Here is a 16,499-nt window from a genome sequence, read left to right as displayed (position 1 = left end):
GCGGGTTCATGGCGTCATCTTGCAACCGAGCCACCCTTCGCGTCCTGGCAGGGAGCCGCGCAGCAGATGGCTGGTCGGCAAGAGGGCTGGGTCGGGGGGAAGCAGGTTGCCAAGGGGGATGAAGTGGATGCCGCGCGACCTGGCTTCATCGAGCAGGAGATCGAACTGCTCGGCCATGACGATCCCCTCCACCTCGGCGTGGATGGTGTAGACATGGGGGCCCGGTTGCGGTGCCGCAGTCAGCTGCTCCAGCAGGAAGTGGTTGAAGCGCTCGGCCGTCACCTGGCTGCCAATCACCTCGTCAAAGGTGGGCAGGTTGACCGGGATCTGCGGGGTGCCGGGCCGACCATCCTCCAGAATGGGACGGAACAGGCCGCAGCCGCGGCAGTCACTGTTGTAGCGAAAGCCGAACTGCTCCTTGGCCTGGGTGGTGAGGGGATCGGCTCGCCAGCCGGCGGCGGCGGAGCAATCCACTTCGCGCCCCAGGATCTCGCTCAGGGCATCGACTCCGAGCCGGGTCTGGCGGATCAGTTCGGCTTCGTCCCAGCGACCGATATTGGCCTGCCAGCCGTGGTGATCCCAGGCATGCAGCCCCACCTCATGGTGCGCCTTATCGGTGTCGCGCATCAGGGAACCCAGCTCTCTGCCGATGGACTTGCCGGGCCAGGCGGTGCCAGCCAGCAGGATATCGAGCCCATAGAGGGATGCGGCGTTGGAACGCAGCATCTTGAGCAGGAAGCGGGGTTTTAGCAGGCGCCACAGGTGGCGCCCCATGTTGTCCGGACCGACCGAGAAGAAGAAACTCCCCTTCACCTGATGCTTGTCGAGCAGTTGCAGCAGGCGGGGAACCCCGTCACGGGTTCCCCTGAAGGTATCGACGTCGATCCGCAGACCCACTTCAGTCATGCTCGACTCCCGTCGTGACCGCCCCCTGCAGGAAGAAGTCCAGCGTCTTGCCGATGGTCTCTTCCATCTCGATGGTCGGTTCCCAGTCGATCAGCTTGCGGGCATTACGGATGCTCGGGCGGCGGTGGGAGACATCCTGATAGCCGTCGCCGTAGAAGGACTTGCTCTCCACCAGATTGAAGCCGGCAAATGGCGGGAAGTGGTGGCGCAACGGGTGGGCCTCGAACTTGGCGAGCAGCACCTCGGCCATCTCGCGAATGCTCGCCTCGTTATCCGGGTTGCCGATGTTGATGATCTGGCCGTTGCAGCGATTGCCACTGTTTTCGACGATGCGGAACAGGGCTTCAATGCCATCCTCGATATCGGTGAAGCAGCGTTTCTGGGCGCCGCCATCCACCAGCTGGATCGGGGTGCCGTCCACCAGATTGAGGATCAGTTGGGTGATGGCGCGGGAACTGCCGATGCGGGCAGAGTCCAGGCTGTCGAGGCGTGGGCCCATCCAGTTGAAGGGACGGAACAGTGTGAAGTTGAGCCCCTCTTTTTTGCCGTAGGCCCAGATCACCCTATCCAGCAGCTGCTTGGAGACCGAGTAGATCCAGCGCTGTTTGTTGATGGGGCCGACGATGAGGCGGGATTCATCTTCGTCGAAGCTGTGGTCGTCGCACATCCCGTACACCTCGGAGGTGGAGGGGAAGATGATGCGCTTGTGGTACTTGACGCAGTAGCGGACGATCTTGAGGTTCTCTTCAAAGTCGAGTTCGAACACCCGCAGCGGGTTGCGGGTGTACTCGATGGGGGTGGCGATGGCCACCAGCGGCAGGATCACGTCGCACTTCTTGATGTGGTACTCGATCCACTCGGTGTGGATGCTGATGTCCCCCTCCACGAAGTGGAAGTGGGGGTGGCCGATGAAGCGTTCCACTGCGCTGGAGCCGATGTCGAGGCCATAGACCTCGTAGCCGCCATCCTTGAGCAGGCGCTCGGTGAGGTGGTTGCCGATAAAGCCGTTGACGCCGAGGATCAACACCCGGGTCAGCCGTGCCTTGCGCATGGCCTTGCTCGCCTTGTCGCCGATCTTCATCCCTTCCATCAGCCCCAGCTCGCGGGCAAGTTGGGCGCCGCGTACATAGAGCCCCCCTTCGACCTGACCGGCCAGGATCTCCAGCACCCCTTCACCACAGGCCACCCGCAGCGGGTCGTGGGAGAGAATGGTGCCCGGCTGCTGGTCGCTCTGGATCGCCAGCGGCTTTGCCTGCCAGACCGTCAGCTTGCGATCACCGGCGAAGCTGAAGGCTCCCGGGTAGGGCTGGGTAACGGCACGTACCAGATTATAGAGATCCCTGGCGGGCTTATCCCAGTGCAGTTCGCCATCGGCCGGGGTGCGGCGACCATAGTAGCTTGCCTTGCTCTCGTCCTGCGGGGTGAAGGTGGCGTCACCGCGCTTGAGTTTGACCAGCTCCCCTTCCAGCAGGGCGCGGGCTGCCTGGCGCATCTTGCCATGCAGGGTCAGCGCGGTGTCATCGTGGGCAATGGTTACTGCCTGTTGGGCAAGGATATCGCCGGCATCGGCACGGGCTGTCATCCGGTGCAGGGTCATGCCGGTTTCGCGTTCGCCGTTGACCAGACACCAGTTGATGGGCGCCCGGCCACGATAGGCAGGCAGCAGGGATCCATGCAGATTGAAGGCCCCGACGGTCGGGATATCGAGGAGTTCCTGCTTGAGCAGGTTGCGGTAGTAGAAGGAGAAGATGGCCTCGGGCGCCAGTTCGCGGATACGCTCGACCCAGAGCGGGTGGTTCACGTCTTCGGGAGAGTAGACCGGCAGGTCATGTTCGGCGCAGAGCTGGGCCACCGAACCGAAGAAGCGGTTCTCGCCCGGATCATCGGCGTGGGTGAAGACCGCCTGGATCTGATAACCGGCCTGAAGCAGTGACTCGATACCGGTGCAGCCGATATCGTGATAGGCAAAGACGACAACGTTCATGATTGAGTTTCCTGTTGCGAAGCATCTGGTGTGGAGCGAACGATTTGGTGAATGAAGTAGCGGGGGCGGGCGCGCACATCGGTATACATGCGGCCTATGTACTCACCCAGCAGCCCCATCCCGATCAGCTGTACGCCGACAAAGGTGAAGAGAATGGCAAACAGGGTGAAGACGCCATCTGCTGCCCAGTCGGCGCCCAGTAACAGACGCAGCAGCAGCAGCAGGATCGAGAAGGTGAAGCCGATCCCCGCCACCAGGCTGCCAACGATGCTGAGCAGGCGCAGCGGGGCCGTGGTCATGCAGGTGACCAGGTCGAACATCAGGTTGATAAGGTGCATCAGGCCATATTTGGATTCGCCGTGGGCCCGCTCGGCGTGGCCCACCTCCAGCTCGGTGGTGCGGCGGGCAAAGCTGTTGGCCAGGATGGGGATGAAGGTGCTGCGCTCCTGACAGCAGAGCATGGCGTCGATGATGTGGCGGCGATAGGCACGCAGCATGCAGCCGTAGTCGCTCATCTGGACGCCGGTGGCCCGCTGTACCGACTTGTTGATAAAGCGTGAGGCTGTCTTGCGAAACCATGAATCCTGCCGGTTGCGGCGGATGGTGCCGACCACGTCATACCCTTCCATAGCGGTGGCGACCAGCCGCGGGATCTCTTCCGGCGGGTTCTGCAGATCGGCATCCAGGGTGATCACCAGATCCCCTGTTGCCGTCTCGAAGCCGGCCATGATGGCGGCATGCTGGCCATAGTTGCGGTTGAGCAGCACGGCGACCAGCTTGCTCCCTTCGCGATTGGCGGCTTCGCTGATGATGGTGGCGGATCGGTCGTTGCTGCCGTCGTCGATCAGGATCACTTCGTAATCCTGGCTCAGCTGCTCGCAGGTGTCGGTCACCCGTTGCAGCAGTTCCGGCAGGCTCGCCTCCTCGTTGTAGACGGGGATGATGACTGAGACCCGTTTGATGTCGTTATGGTTCACGTATTGTTACTCCAGTATGTCGGTCAGGGCTGCCACAACCCGATCCACGTCGGAGAGCGTCATGTCGGGGAAGAGGGGCAGGGTGCAGAGCCGTGACGAGTTCCACTCTGTGTTGGGTAGCGAAAGATCCGGATAGCGCTCCCGGTAGTACTTCTGGGTGTGGGCGGCGCGAAAATGCAGGCCACTGCCGATGCCTCGCTCCTGCAGCGCCTGCATCAGCTGATCGCGATCGAGGCCGCACTGCTCGGGGTCGACCCGCACCATGAAGAGGTGCCAGGCATGCAGATGGGGGTAGGTGGGGATGGCCAGCGGTGCCAGCGGCAGGTTGGCCAGACGTTCATGGTAGCGAGACACCAGTTCGACCCGCTTGGCATTGAGCTCGGGCAGGCGGGCCAGCTGCACCAGGGCGATGGCGGCGTTGATGTCGGCCAGGTTGTATTTGAAGCCCGGCATGATCACCTCCGCCTGCGGCTTGCGTCCCTGCGTCATGCGGTCGAAGGCATCGACTCCCAGGCCGTGAAATTTCAGCATGCGAGCCTTGTCGGCCAGCGCCTGGTCATCGGTCACCAGCATTCCTCCCTCGGCACAGGTAAGATTTTTGATGGCGTGGAAAGAGAAGATGGCGGTGCCGGTTTCCCCGACCCAGCGCGCGCGATAGCGGGTGCCGACTGCATGGGCGGCATCTTCGATGACTGGAATATCGTGCTGGCGACCCAGGGCGAGGATGGGGTCGAGGTCGACCGGTGCCCCTGCGTAGTGGACCGGGATGATGGCCCGGGTGTTGGGGGTGATGAGCGGCGCTATCTGGTCGGCGCTGACCATCAGAGTATCCTTGTCCACATCGACAAAGACCGGGGTGGCCCCCAGCAGGGTGATGATGTTGATGGTGGAGACCCAGGTCTGGGAGGGCGTGATCACCTGGTCACCCGGGCCAATCCCCAGCGCCATCAGGGTGACATGCATGCCCGCGGTCGCGGAGCAAAGCGCGACCGCATGCTGGCAGCCAAAGGTCTCGCAGAAACGCTGCTCCAGCTCATGATTTTTCGGGCCCGTGGTGATCCATCCCGATTGCAACACCTCGCTGACGGCAAGGATCTCGGCCTCGCCCATGGCAGGCTTTGAGAATGGCAGAAAGTCTTTCATACGACTCCGGTCTTAATGTCGCAAAAAATAAAATGACGATGAAAATCTGCATTGCTGATTTTCACTGGAAATATGCTTGGGGAAAGTGTCGAGATTGCTCGATATATTTTGAAAGTAGCTGAATAACGAGTTTTTATTCAAGCGCACAGCAACACTTGGTAACAATTGCTGCCGTTTTGATGGCGTGGCTTAATATGGAAATATCTCGTAACAAAAAATCGCTTGGCTTTATTTTAGGTTGGTGTTTAGCCACTTTTTTGACTGTCGCCACCTAAATCATCTGCTATTGCTCAACAGGTTGGGTGTCATTCAGAATTGACATTGCTTGTTACAAATTGCCCGTAGTGCAATTGAGTAAAGGATGTAAAGTTTCCATCATTACGCATTATGGAAAAATCGTTATGAATATCACAGTGTTTGGCAGTGGCTATGTCGGACTGGTACAGGCAATTGTATTGGCAGATGTAGGGCACCAGGTTGTTTGTATCGATCTCGATGCAGATAAAATAAATAAACTATCCCATGGCGAATTACCAATATATGAGCCGGGACTGGATGTGTTATTACACCAGACATTGCAAAATGGCTCGCTGACATTCACCACGGATATTCCCATGGCGGTTACCCATGGTGACGTGCAATTTATCGCCGTCGGTACGCCCCCTGATGAGGATGGTTCGGCCGATCTGAGCGCCGTCAGGGCGGTGGCGAGATCGATTGCCCAGCATCGCGCAGATGAGGTGATCATCGTCAACAAATCCACCGTGCCGGTTGGTACGGCAGACAAGGTGTTTTACTGGGTCAGGGAGCAGCAGGCCGAACTTGGCAAGCAGTTTGAATTCGATGTGGTCTCCAATCCGGAATTTCTGAAAGAGGGGGCGGCCGTCAGGGATTGCCAGCGCCCGGATCGCATTGTTATCGGCACCAGCAAGGAGCGTTCCAGAGCCGTGATGCGCGAGTTGTATGAGCCATTTAATCGCAATCACGACCGCATTCTGTTTATGGATGTTCGCAGTGCCGAGCTGACCAAGTACGCCGCCAACTGCATGCTGGCCACCAAGATCAGCTTTATCAACGAGATGGCCGGGCTGGCCGAGCGGGTCGGTGCCGATATCGAGCTGGTGCGGCAGGGGATTGGTGCCGACCAGCGCATCGGCTACCAGTTTATCTATCCCGGTTGTGGTTATGGCGGATCCTGTTTCCCCAAGGATGTGAGGGCATTTCTGGCGACTGCAGCGGCCCTCGACTACGACACGCCGCTTATTCGTGCGGTGGAGCGGGTCAACGAGCGGCAGAAGTTCAAGCTCTTCGACACCCTGGCCTGCCACTTTCACGAGCGAGGCGAGTCGCTGGCGGGCAAGACCATCGCCATCTGGGGACTCGCCTTCAAGCCCAATACGGATGACATGCGCGAAGCGCCGAGCCGGGTGTTGATGGAGGCGCTCTGGCAGGAGGGGGCCCGGGTGCAGGCCTTCGATCCGGTGGCGATGAAGGAGGCACAGCGTATCTATGGTTGCCAGCCCGAGCTGTCGCTGATGGGGACCAGGGAGGCAGCGCTGGCGGGGGCGGATGCGTTGGTCATCTGTACCGAGTGGAACGAGTTCAAGGCGCCCGATTTTGCCCAGATCAGGAAGATGCTGGCGCACCCCCTCATCGTCGATGGTCGCAATCTCTACGATCCGCTCAAGATGAAGGGGCTGGGCTTTTCCTACTATGCCATCGGGCGTGGGGAGACCATTACAGAAGGTATGAGCCATGCAGAGTGCTGATATTTCGGAGCGCACGCTCTGCTGGATGTTGCTGCTGGTTACGCTGGTGCTGCTGTTTGGCCAGTTTGACCATCAGCTCTGGACCCCTGACGAGCCGCGTGAGGCAGCCATTGCACTCGAGATGTACCGCAATGGCGATTGGGTGGTACCGACCCTTGGCGGGCACAGCTTTATCGAGAAGCCGCCGCTCTTCTATATGGCCGCTCTGCCGTTTCTTGATGGGTTTGAATCCTGGCTGGGGGTGACCAATAGCCTGCGGTTGGCGGGCGTGGTCTGGGCGGCGGGTATGCTGCTCTTTACCGGCCTGCTGGCCTATCGCCTGCTTGGCAATAGATCGGCCGCGATCTGGTCGGTGATCGCACTGGGCACCATGGAAGGATTTATCATCAACACGCACTGGATTAGAACGGACAGTGCGCTTGCCTTCTTTGTCATATTTACCCTTTGGGCATTTTCAGAATATTACCTTGTAAGCCGTCGGTGGATGGCGATACTGGCCGGAATAGGGTTGGCGGGCTGTTTTATGGCAAAAGGTCCTATTGGGCCACTGACAGTTTTTTTTGGCTGGTTCCCGCTATTCTTCTTCGCTGCAAGATGTGCCGCCATCGACAAAAAACTGCCAGGATTTATCTGGCAGCATCTGCTGATGCTGCTCTGTTTTATATTGCCAGTGGCAGCGTGGATTCGTGAATTAATTAATCATCTCGATGGCGATGCTTTATGGAATGAGTGGTTCTGGCAGAATCAGGTAGGCCGCCTGACAGGCACCTCGACCGAACTCGGCCACATCAAGAAAGGGGCATATCTTTATTATTTATGGGGGATGGCTGAATATACCAACCCCTGGTTGCCATTCATTTTCTATTGGGGTTGGCAAACCATCAAACAGCGACGCTGGAGTCGTGAGAGGTTATTTCTGTTGTGCTGGGCAGTGGGCACCCTTTTGCTGTTAACCCTCTCATCCACCAAGCGCACCCTCTATCTTTTTCCGTTGTTGCCGGTATTTGCCATCATGCTGGGTCAGGTCAGCCTGAACTGGCCGGGATGGACGGCTCGCTATGGTCGGGGATGGCTCTGTTTCATGCTGCTGTTCTGTGTCGTGGTCATAGGGCTACCTCTGCTGGGCCCTTCACTACCGGTGGCCAGTCATGTTCCGGCAGACGTGCTACAGGTCGCCAGCAAGCTGGGGTGGCGTTATATCCCCGCCAGTATGCTCTTCGTGATTGCGCTGGCGCTGTTGTTGCGGCGCAAGGAGGTGCATGGCGCTACTCATGTTGCCAGCTCGGTGGCCATCATGTTTCTGCTCACCTTTACACTGGTTTACCCCTTGATCGATGCCGCCAAGGGAGTATCGGGAAAGATGGCCCGGTTGCTTGAGGGAATACCGCTCGAGAAGCGGGATCGCATCGCCGGCTGGCAATTGGGGGAGACGGAGCTTGGTCTGCTCTCTGCCTATGAGCAGATGCAGGTAATGAATCTGGACAGGGAGAAAGTGAGGGATGTGGTTGCCTGTCGTGATGCCCGGTTTGATGCCGTGTTGGTCAATGGTACGGCCGGGGAGAGGGTCAAGCTGCTGGAGGGGATTCCCTATCAGTTGCTGGCCCAGACCGCTCTGCGCTCGGACAAGGGGCAACTACTGACTCTGGTGACAGGATTACGGTGCCATTAAGCCATCTATTCCCATTCAGGGGCACTGTATGAGGCAATATGGCCGTGTGGTGACGGTTCCGCTCTTCCCGGCCTAGCGTCGGGCTGACAGCGGGTTTGCAACCCTTGGTGATAAGCGAACTTCACGATGCGGCCATCTCGCAGGTGGCTAATGAATGGGATAGATGGGGTGTGAGGGGCCGCGACCGCTATGGGTTGCAGGAACTTCACCCAGCCGGATTGGTGGATTGCAAAGATAAAAAAACCGATGCCTTGGCATCGGTTTTTTTATTACCGGTTTATCCGTATCACTCAGCCACGGCCGAGGCGGTTCTCCGGGTAGTTCTTGGCCAGCACTTCGCGGGCATGCTTGGCCAGCTGCGGCATCTTCAGGGCGTCGTAAGACTCGACCATGATCTCCAGTGCCTTCTCGGTTTCGGCTGTGTCGGGGTAGGTTTCGACAATCAGCTTGGCCCGGTTGGCGGCTGCGACCAGTGCATCACGCTTCACGTAATACTCGGCCACGCTCAGGTCATATCGGGCCAGACGATTCTTCAGGCCAATCATGCGGGCGCGGGCATCGGCGGCATAGACACTGTTGGGGTAGTTCTGCAGCAGGGTCTTGAAGTCCTGGAATGCCTGACGGGCATAAGCAGGGTCTTTGTCGTCCCGACCGATACCGAACAGGCTCTGGAAGAAGTTGTAATCCGCCGCCATGTTGGTCAGGCCGCGCATATAGAAGACGTAATCGATATTTTTATGCGCCGGATTGAGGCGGATAAAACGGTCGATATTGGCGATCGCCTGAGCGGTATCATCCTGCTTGTAGTAGGCATAGATGAGGTCAAGCTGCACCTGGTTGGAGTAGGCACCGAACGGATAGCGAGAGTCCAAAGCCTCCAGCAATTCAGTGGCTTGCACGTAATTGCCAACGTCCAGTTTGAGGCGTGCTTTCTGGTACAGGGTCTCCGGCGGTTCGTCGGGTACCTTGGGTTTGGTGCTGGAACAGCCTGTGATCAAGGTAGCGACCAAGGCGAGCGACATCAGCAGGTGAGACTTCTTTCCCATCAACAACATCCGGTCCATTTCCACGAAATTGGCAAAGTATCCGTTATGCTTGGCTAAAAGAAAAGCTAGAATACCCGGATTATTTCGAATTGATACCCCCCGCTCAAGAGACCATACATGAGCCAGCATATTGAACTGACAGGCGAATTCCAGGATCACCAATTCGGGCAGCGACTCGACCAGGCCCTGGCCGAATTGTTTCCAGACTACTCCCGCACCCGCATCAAGGAGTGGATTTTACAGGACAGAGTGACCCTGGACGGTCAGGTTGCCAACACCCCGCGCGAGAAGATTCTGGCCGGGCAGCAGGTGCATGTGAATGTCGAGCTGGAAGATGATACTCGCTGGGATGCCCAGGATATCGAGCTCAACATTGTTTATGAAGATGAACACATTCTGGTGATCGACAAACCGGCCGGTCTGGTGGTTCACCCGGGCGCAGGTACGCCGGATGGCACCATCCTCAACGCCCTGCTGCACCGCTACCCCGGCATTGCCGAGGTGCCCCGCGCCGGTATCGTGCACCGTCTGGATAAAGACACCACTGGTTTGATGGTGGTTGCCAAAACCGTACCCGCCCAGACCCATCTGGTGGAAGCGTTGCAGGCGCGCCAGATCACCCGTGAGTACGAAGCGATCGCCATCGGTCACATGACCGCAGGTGGTACGGTTGATGCGCCCATAGGCCGTCACCCGACCCAGCGTACCCATATGGCCGTGGTGCCCAATGGCCGCCCCTCTGTGACCCACTACCGGGTGCACGAGAAGTTCCGTGGCCACACCCGTCTGCGTCTGCGTCTGGAAACCGGCCGTACCCACCAGATCCGTGTCCACATGGCGCACATCAAACACCCGCTGGTGGGGGATCCCGCCTACGGTGGCCGTCTGCGCCCGCTGCGCAACGCGACCCCCGAGCTGACCGAGGCGCTGCGCAACTTCCATCGTCAGGCGCTGCACGCCACCATGCTGCAGCTGGCTCATCCCATCACGGGTGAAGTGATGCAGTGGCACTCCCCCACGCCGCAAGACATGGTGGCGCTGATGGAGGTGCTGCGTGCCGACACCCTCGCCAATCCGGATGAATTGGTCTGGAAATAGTGGCTTGATTGAGGCACTGCACTCCTGAATAGCCCTCGCCAACCTGGACGAGCTGGTCTGGAAAGGGTGATGAATCTGGCGGTATTGCGACAACTTCTGCCGTAACCCGCCGATACAGCGCGTAGCACACAGAACCTTGAAACGGGGCGTCTTGACTGGTTGCAGCCAAGAGCCCCGTTTCCATTTGAACGATAGAGCGTGAAGGAGTGAGCAATGAAATGGATTGAACCCGACTGGCCTGCGCCAGCGCGCGTCCGGGCGCTTTCGACCACCCGTGACGGTGGCGTCAGCGAAGGGGTCTTTGCCGGTCTCAATCTGGGCGCCCATGTGGGGGATGAACCGGTGCGAGTCGAGGCCAATCGGGCCCGGCTGCAGCAGGCGGCCGCCATCCCGGGGCCCCTTAACTGGCTCAATCAGGTGCACGGCACCGTGGTTCATCCAGTCAGCAGCCATTATGAGCAGGCGCCGGATGCCGATGCCGCCTGCGCCCATGAGGCGGATCAGGCCTGCATCGTGATGACCGCCGACTGTCTGCCGGTGCTGTTCTGCGATCGGGCAGGCACAGTGGTGGCCGCCGCCCATGCTGGCTGGCGTGGACTGAAAGAGGGCGTGCTGGAGGCGAGTATCGCCGCCATGGTCTGCGAGCCGGGCGAGATCCTGGCCTGGATGGGCCCGGCCATTGGCCCCACTGCATTTGAAGTGGGGGGAGAGGTGCGCGAAGCCTTTATGGCTGAGCAGGCTGAAGCGGTCGCGGCTTTCGTGCCTTCCACCAACGACGGCAAATGGCTGGCGGATATCTACCAACTGGCTAGGCTGCGCCTCGCCCGCGCTGGCGTTACCGCCGTCTATGGCGGCGAATACTGCACCTTCAGCGACAGCGAGCAGTTCTACTCTTATCGTCGCGATGGCCAGACCGGCCGGATGGCCTCCCTCATCTGGTTGGCCCGCTAAGCAATCACCCGCCAAGTAATAGCCCGTCTCTTTCAAGAACAGATCCGTATGAGAGAGGCGGTGATCCTGTCCCCTCCCCGCTTTGCAGAAAAAATAACCAGTCACAGCCCTTGAAATAGCCCGTACGGGCCTCATCTTTCATCTCAGAAAGTTATGTTGTTTGCCGCGCAAGCGGCGTCTGCCTGTTTGAAGGGGGAGTGCAATGCGCCTCGATCGCCTTACCAGCAAATTCCAGATTGCTATTTCCGATGCCCAGTCTTTGGCACTGGGTCGTGACCACCAATTCATCGAACCCGTTCACCTGATGACCGCACTGGTCAATCAGGATGGCGGCTCTATCCGTCCGTTGCTCACCCTGACCGGGATGGATATCAATGCCCTGCGCTCCCGCCTCGGCGAGGAGCTGGATCGCCTGCCGCGCGTCAGCGGTGTGGAAGGGGATGTACAGCTTTCCAACGGCCTCGGCCGTCTGCTCAACGTCTGCGACAAGCTGGCCCAGCAGCGCAAGGATCAGTTCATCTCATCCGAACTGTTCGTGCTGGCGGCCCTCGACGACAAGGGTACGCTGGGCGAGCTGCTGCGCGCTCAGGGGCTGACCAAAGAGAAACTCGAAGCGGCCATCGACAAGGTGCGTGGTGGCAAGAAGGTGGAGGATGCCAACGCCGAGGAGAACCGCCAGGCGCTGGAGAAATACACCATCGATCTGACCGAGCGGGCCGAACTCGGCAAGCTCGACCCGGTGATCGGCCGGGATGACGAGATCCGCCGCACCATTCAGGTGCTGCAACGCCGTACCAAGAACAACCCCGTGCTGATCGGGGCACCCGGTGTCGGTAAAACCGCCATCGTCGAAGGTCTGGCCCAGCGCATCATCAACGGCGAGGTGCCGGAGGGGCTCAAGAACAAGCGGGTGCTGTCGCTGGACATGGGGGCGCTGGTGGCCGGTGCCAAATATCGCGGCGAGTTCGAGGAGCGGCTCAAGGCCGTGCTGAGCGATCTCGCCAAGGAGGAGGGCAACGTCATCCTCTTCATCGACGAGCTGCACACCATGGTCGGCGCCGGCAAGGGCGAAGGGGCCATGGATGCGGGCAACATGCTCAAGCCTGCGCTGGCACGGGGCGAGCTGCACTGCGTCGGTGCCACCACCCTGGACGAGTATCGCCAGTTTATCGAGAAGGATGCCGCGCTGGAGCGCCGTTTCCAGAAGGTGCTGGTGGAAGAGCCGACAGTCGAAGATACCATCGCCATCCTGCGCGGCCTGAAAGAGCGTTACGAGCTGCACCACCATGTGCAGATCACCGACCCCGCCATCGTGGCGGCGGCCCAGTTGTCGCACCGCTACATTGCGGATCGTCAGTTGCCGGACAAGGCCATCGACCTTATCGACGAGGCGGCAGCCAGCATCCGGTTGCAGATCGACTCCAAGCCGGAGGCGCTCGATCGCCTCGAGCGGCGCATCATCCAGCTCAAGCTGGAGCAGCAGGCGCTGATGAAGGAGGACGACGACGCCAGCCGCAAGCGTCTGGAGCTGATCAATCAGGAGATTGGCGAAAAAGATCGGGAATACAACGAGCTGGACGAAGTGTGGAAGGCCGAGAAAGCCGCCCTCGCCGGTACCCAGCATATCAAGGCTGCGCTGGAGCAGGCCCGTCAGGATCTCGACGTGGCGCGCCGCGCAGGCGACCTGGGTCGGATGTCCGAGCTGCAGTACGGCCGCATTCCGGAGCTGGAGAAACAGCTGGATCTCGCCACTCAGGCCGAGATGCAGGAGACCAGTCTGCTGCGCAACCGGGTCACCGACGTGGAGATTGCAGACGTCCTGGCGCGCTGGACCGGTATTCCGGTCGCCCGCATGCTGGAAGGAGAGCGCGACAAGCTGCTGCGGATGGAAGATCAGTTGCACAGCCGGGTGATTGGTCAGGAGGAGGCGGTCGATGCGGTTTCCAACGCCATTCGTCGCTCCCGTGCCGGGCTCTCAGATCCGAATCGCCCCATCGGCTCCTTCCTGTTCCTGGGGCCCACCGGGGTGGGCAAGACCGAGCTGTGCAAGGCACTGGCCGAGTTCCTGTTCGATACCCAGGATGCCATGGTGCGGATCGATATGTCCGAGTTCATGGAGAAACACAGTGTGGCCCGTCTGGTGGGGGCGCCTCCCGGATACGTGGGTTATGAAGAGGGTGGTTATCTGACCGAGGCGGTGCGCCGTCGTCCCTACTCGGTGATCCTGCTGGACGAGGTGGAGAAGGCGCATCCGGATGTGTTCAACATCCTGTTGCAGGTGCTCGATGATGGCCGTCTGACAGATGGTCAGGGTCGGACCGTCGATTTCCGTAACTCGGTGGTGATCATGACCTCCAACCTCGGGTCGGATCTGATTCAGGAGCACCACTCAGAGAAGGATTACGACGAGATGAAGGCCATGCTGATGGATGTGCTGACCCGCAGTTTCCGGCCGGAATTTATCAACCGGATCGACGAGACCGTGGTGTTCCATCCGCTTGGCGAGGATCACATCAAGTCCATCGCCCGCATCCAGCTCAAGAGCCTGATGGGCCGACTGGAGGCTCAGGGTTACGAGGTGGAGGTGAGCGAAGCGCTGCTCGAGAAGCTGGTGCATGCCGGGTTCGACCCCGTCTACGGGGCGCGGCCTCTCAAACGGGCGATCCAGCAGAAGGTTGAGAACCCGCTGGCGCAGGCCCTGCTCTCCGGCCGCATCGTGCCGGGCAAAAAACTGGTGCTGGGGGCCGACAGCAACGGCCTCACCATGACCCAGTAACGGGATTGTCGATGAAAAACGCAGGCCTTGTGCCTGCGTTTTGTTTTCAGGGGAAGCGAGATGCTGAAGTTTTCCGTGCTGGTGGATGACGACGTTCATCTGCCAGGCTGTCTGCCCGAGCGAGGGTTGGCGCTGCTGCTGGAGTGTGACGGCCTCAGGGTGCTGTTTGATAGCGGCCGTGGCCGGGCGCTGTGCCACAACGCCGCCGTGATGGGGATCGATCTCGCCTCGCTCACCCATGTGGTGCTCTCCCACGGTCATTATGACCATGTGGGCGGGGTCGGCTCGCTGCCCGTCTATCCAAGACCCATCCCGCTCATCGCCTGTCCGGACGTGTTTTGCGAGCGGGGCTACTTCCTGTCGCTGCCCTTCTGGCGACGCAACCTCTATCGCCTGTCGGGGGCGCTGGCTCGGGAGTCGCTGCCGGCCAGAGGTTTGCTCCCCCATTGCTCGGCCGAGCCGGTGTGGCTTTCGGATCGTCTGGTGTTTCTCAGTAGCATCATGCGGCGTGACCGGGCTGCACCTTCCTTGCTTGGTTACATAGTGCGGGGCGGACGGGTAGAGAAAGATCTGATCAGCGACGACTCGGCGCTGGCCTACAAGAGTGAGCAGGGACTCATCGTCTTTATCGGCTGCGGCCACGCCGGGGTCGAGAACATCATCGAGCGGGCCAAGGAGGTGTGTGGCGACGAGCGGATCCACGCCGTCATCGGCGGCCTGCACCTGAAGTTTTCCGGCCCAGAGCGGGCGGAGGTGCTCGGTGCCTATCTGCAGGAAGAGGCGGTGGAGCGGTTGTTTGCCTGTCACTGCACCGGCAGCAGAAAGGCGGAGTTGCCGCACCAGTGCCAGATCGGGGCTGGTTTTGAGCACAGTTTTTCGGCGTAAAAAAAAAACGGCAATCCGAAGATTGCCGGGAGGAATGTAGTGACGCGACCTTGCGTGGGTTGAGCGGGTCGCAGGGGCAAGCCCCCGATTGCGAAGCGCGGCCACTGCTGGCCTCGCCTCTTACAGCCTGCCGGGGATGCGCTCGCTCAACCCCGACGGCCACCTGCCTGTTGCCATGCCGGCGGCGATGACGCCGGCATGGCTTTCATTCGTTACAGCATGCCTTGCACGGCGGCTTTCATCTCGGCCGGCCAGACGCCGACCTGGACTTGGCCGATATGCTCTTTTTGCAGCAGCAGCATGGCCAGACGGGATTGGCCGATGCCGCCGCCGATGGTTTGCGGCATCCGTGCTGCCAGCAGATCCTGATGCCAGTCGTACTGCAGGCGATCCTCGTCGCCTGTGATGGCCAGTTGGCGGCGCAGTGCCTCGGCATCGACCCGGATCCCCATGGAGGAGATCTCGAAGCTGTCTTGCAGTACCGGGTTCCACACCAGAATGTCACCGTTCAGGCCTGCCAGACCCAGCTCGCTGTGGCTGCTCCAGTCGTCATAGTCCGGGGCGCGTACATCGTGGCGTTCGCCGTGGGAGAGGGCACCGCCGATGCCGATCAGGAACACGGCGCCCAGCTCTTTGGCGATGGCACGCTCGCGCCCCTTGGCATCGAGGTCCGGGTAACGGGCCAGCAGCTCTTCGCTGTGCAGGAACTGGATCTCGGCCGGCAGGAAGGGGGTCAGCTCATGCTCGGCGCAGACCGCGCGCTCGGTAGCCTTGATGGCGGCCCAGATGCCGCGCACGGTTTCTTGCAGATAGGCGAGATCGCGGCGCTCGCTCGGCATCACCTTCTCCCAGTCCCACTGATCCACGTAGACCGAGTGGATGGGGGTGAGGCGATCCTCGTCCGGACGCAGCGCCTTCATGTGGGTGTAGATCCCTTCGCCCGGGCCGAAGCCGAAGCGACCCAGGGTCTGGCGCTTCCATTTGGCCAGTGAATGGACCACTTCGTAGCTGTGCTCCGGCAGGGTCTTCACTTTGACCTGCACTGCATTCTCGTGGCCAGAGAGGTTGTCCTGAGTGCCATCACCGACCCGGCTCAGAATGGGGGCTTGCACCTCCATCAAACCCAGTTGTTGGGCGAGTTGGCGGGAGAACATCTCTTTGACGAAGCTGATCTGCTGTTGGCTGCGAATGTAGTGCTGTTTCATGCTGAATTCCTGTTTCAAACCCCGTTGGATGTGGTGATTCTTCAACGGAATGCCAACTAAATTCAATATTCGATAATAGAAATAGGCTTT

The 16,499-nt window shown here is 60.0% G+C and carries 12 protein-coding genes; 6 read left to right on the top strand and 6 right to left on the bottom strand.

Translation table 11 applies throughout. The annotated features are described in order from the left end of the window. Positions 1 to 6: 6 nt before the first annotated feature. Genes arnD through arnB form a run of 4 tightly spaced genes read right to left on the bottom strand, consistent with a single transcriptional unit; the run spans position 7 to position 5,010 of the window. Complete coding sequence (arnD, locus tag G5182_RS08135; protein WP_227341780.1) at positions 7 to 906, bottom strand: 4-deoxy-4-formamido-L-arabinose-phosphoundecaprenol deformylase; 900 nt, start codon at positions 904 to 906, stop codon at positions 7 to 9. After that, positions 899 to 2,890, bottom strand: a complete 1,992-nt coding sequence (arnA, locus tag G5182_RS08130; RefSeq protein ID WP_421172617.1) for a bifunctional UDP-4-amino-4-deoxy-L-arabinose formyltransferase/UDP-glucuronic acid oxidase ArnA — start codon at positions 2,888 to 2,890, stop codon at positions 899 to 901. The genes arnD and arnA overlap by 8 nt, the downstream gene beginning before the upstream one ends. Then, entirely contained in the window at positions 2,887 to 3,867 is a 981-nt protein-coding gene (gene arnC, locus G5182_RS08125; RefSeq protein ID WP_227341782.1) for an undecaprenyl-phosphate 4-deoxy-4-formamido-L-arabinose transferase, read from the bottom strand. The genes arnA and arnC overlap by 4 nt, the downstream gene beginning before the upstream one ends. Positions 3,868 to 3,873: 6 nt before the next feature. Further along, a complete protein-coding gene (gene arnB, locus G5182_RS08120) occupies positions 3,874 to 5,010 on the bottom strand; it encodes a UDP-4-amino-4-deoxy-L-arabinose aminotransferase (RefSeq protein WP_227341783.1) in 1,137 nt (378 codons plus the stop codon). 401 nt (positions 5,011 to 5,411) lie between these two features. Here arnB and G5182_RS08115 point away from each other — a divergent pair, with 401 nt between their 5' ends. After that, a complete protein-coding gene (locus G5182_RS08115; RefSeq protein WP_227341784.1) occupies positions 5,412 to 6,779 on the top strand; it encodes a UDP-glucose dehydrogenase family protein in 1,368 nt (455 codons plus the stop codon). Continuing rightward, positions 6,766 to 8,448: an ArnT family glycosyltransferase gene (locus G5182_RS08110; RefSeq protein ID WP_227341785.1), complete on the top strand. Its 1,683-nt coding sequence runs from the start codon at positions 6,766 to 6,768 to the stop codon at positions 8,446 to 8,448. Before G5182_RS08115 ends, G5182_RS08110 begins: the two co-directional genes overlap by 14 nt. 290 nt (positions 8,449 to 8,738) lie before the next feature. Here the strand turns inward: G5182_RS08110 and G5182_RS08105 are convergent, their stop codons facing one another. Further along, a complete protein-coding gene (locus G5182_RS08105) occupies positions 8,739 to 9,494 on the bottom strand; it encodes an outer membrane protein assembly factor BamD (protein ID WP_005339769.1) in 756 nt (251 codons plus the stop codon). Between the two features lie 117 nt (positions 9,495 to 9,611). Here G5182_RS08105 and rluD point away from each other — a divergent pair, with 117 nt between their 5' ends. From rluD to G5182_RS08085, 4 genes are all read left to right on the top strand, one after another. Beyond that, positions 9,612 to 10,592, top strand: a complete 981-nt coding sequence (gene rluD / locus G5182_RS08100; RefSeq protein ID WP_227341786.1) for a 23S rRNA pseudouridine(1911/1915/1917) synthase RluD — start codon at positions 9,612 to 9,614, stop codon at positions 10,590 to 10,592. Positions 10,593 to 10,805: 213 nt separating this feature from the next. Beyond that, complete coding sequence (pgeF, locus tag G5182_RS08095) at positions 10,806 to 11,543, top strand: peptidoglycan editing factor PgeF (protein WP_227341787.1); 738 nt, start codon at positions 10,806 to 10,808, stop codon at positions 11,541 to 11,543. A gap of 202 nt (positions 11,544 to 11,745) precedes the next feature. Next, on the top strand, positions 11,746 to 14,319 hold the full coding sequence (clpB, locus tag G5182_RS08090; RefSeq protein WP_227341788.1) for an ATP-dependent chaperone ClpB: 2,574 nt from the start codon (positions 11,746 to 11,748) through the stop codon (positions 14,317 to 14,319). 60 nt (positions 14,320 to 14,379) lie between these two features. After that, positions 14,380 to 15,204: an MBL fold metallo-hydrolase gene (locus tag G5182_RS08085; protein WP_227341789.1), complete on the top strand. Its 825-nt coding sequence runs from the start codon at positions 14,380 to 14,382 to the stop codon at positions 15,202 to 15,204. Between the two features lie 212 nt (positions 15,205 to 15,416). Here the strand turns inward: G5182_RS08085 and asnA are convergent, their stop codons facing one another. Continuing rightward, the gene (asnA, locus tag G5182_RS08080; RefSeq protein WP_058058982.1) at positions 15,417 to 16,409 is read right to left on the bottom strand and encodes an aspartate--ammonia ligase; all 993 of its coding nucleotides are present in this window, start codon (positions 16,407 to 16,409) and stop codon (positions 15,417 to 15,419) included. Positions 16,410 to 16,499 lie beyond the last annotated feature (90 nt).

This window comes from Aeromonas sp. 600948 (assembly GCF_049174875.1).
In the GTDB taxonomy this organism is placed as follows: Bacteria; Pseudomonadota; Gammaproteobacteria; order Enterobacterales; family Aeromonadaceae; genus Aeromonas; species Aeromonas veronii_A.
Note: the sequence above shows the minus strand (reverse complement) of the source record. Positions and strands in the feature narration are given on the sequence as shown.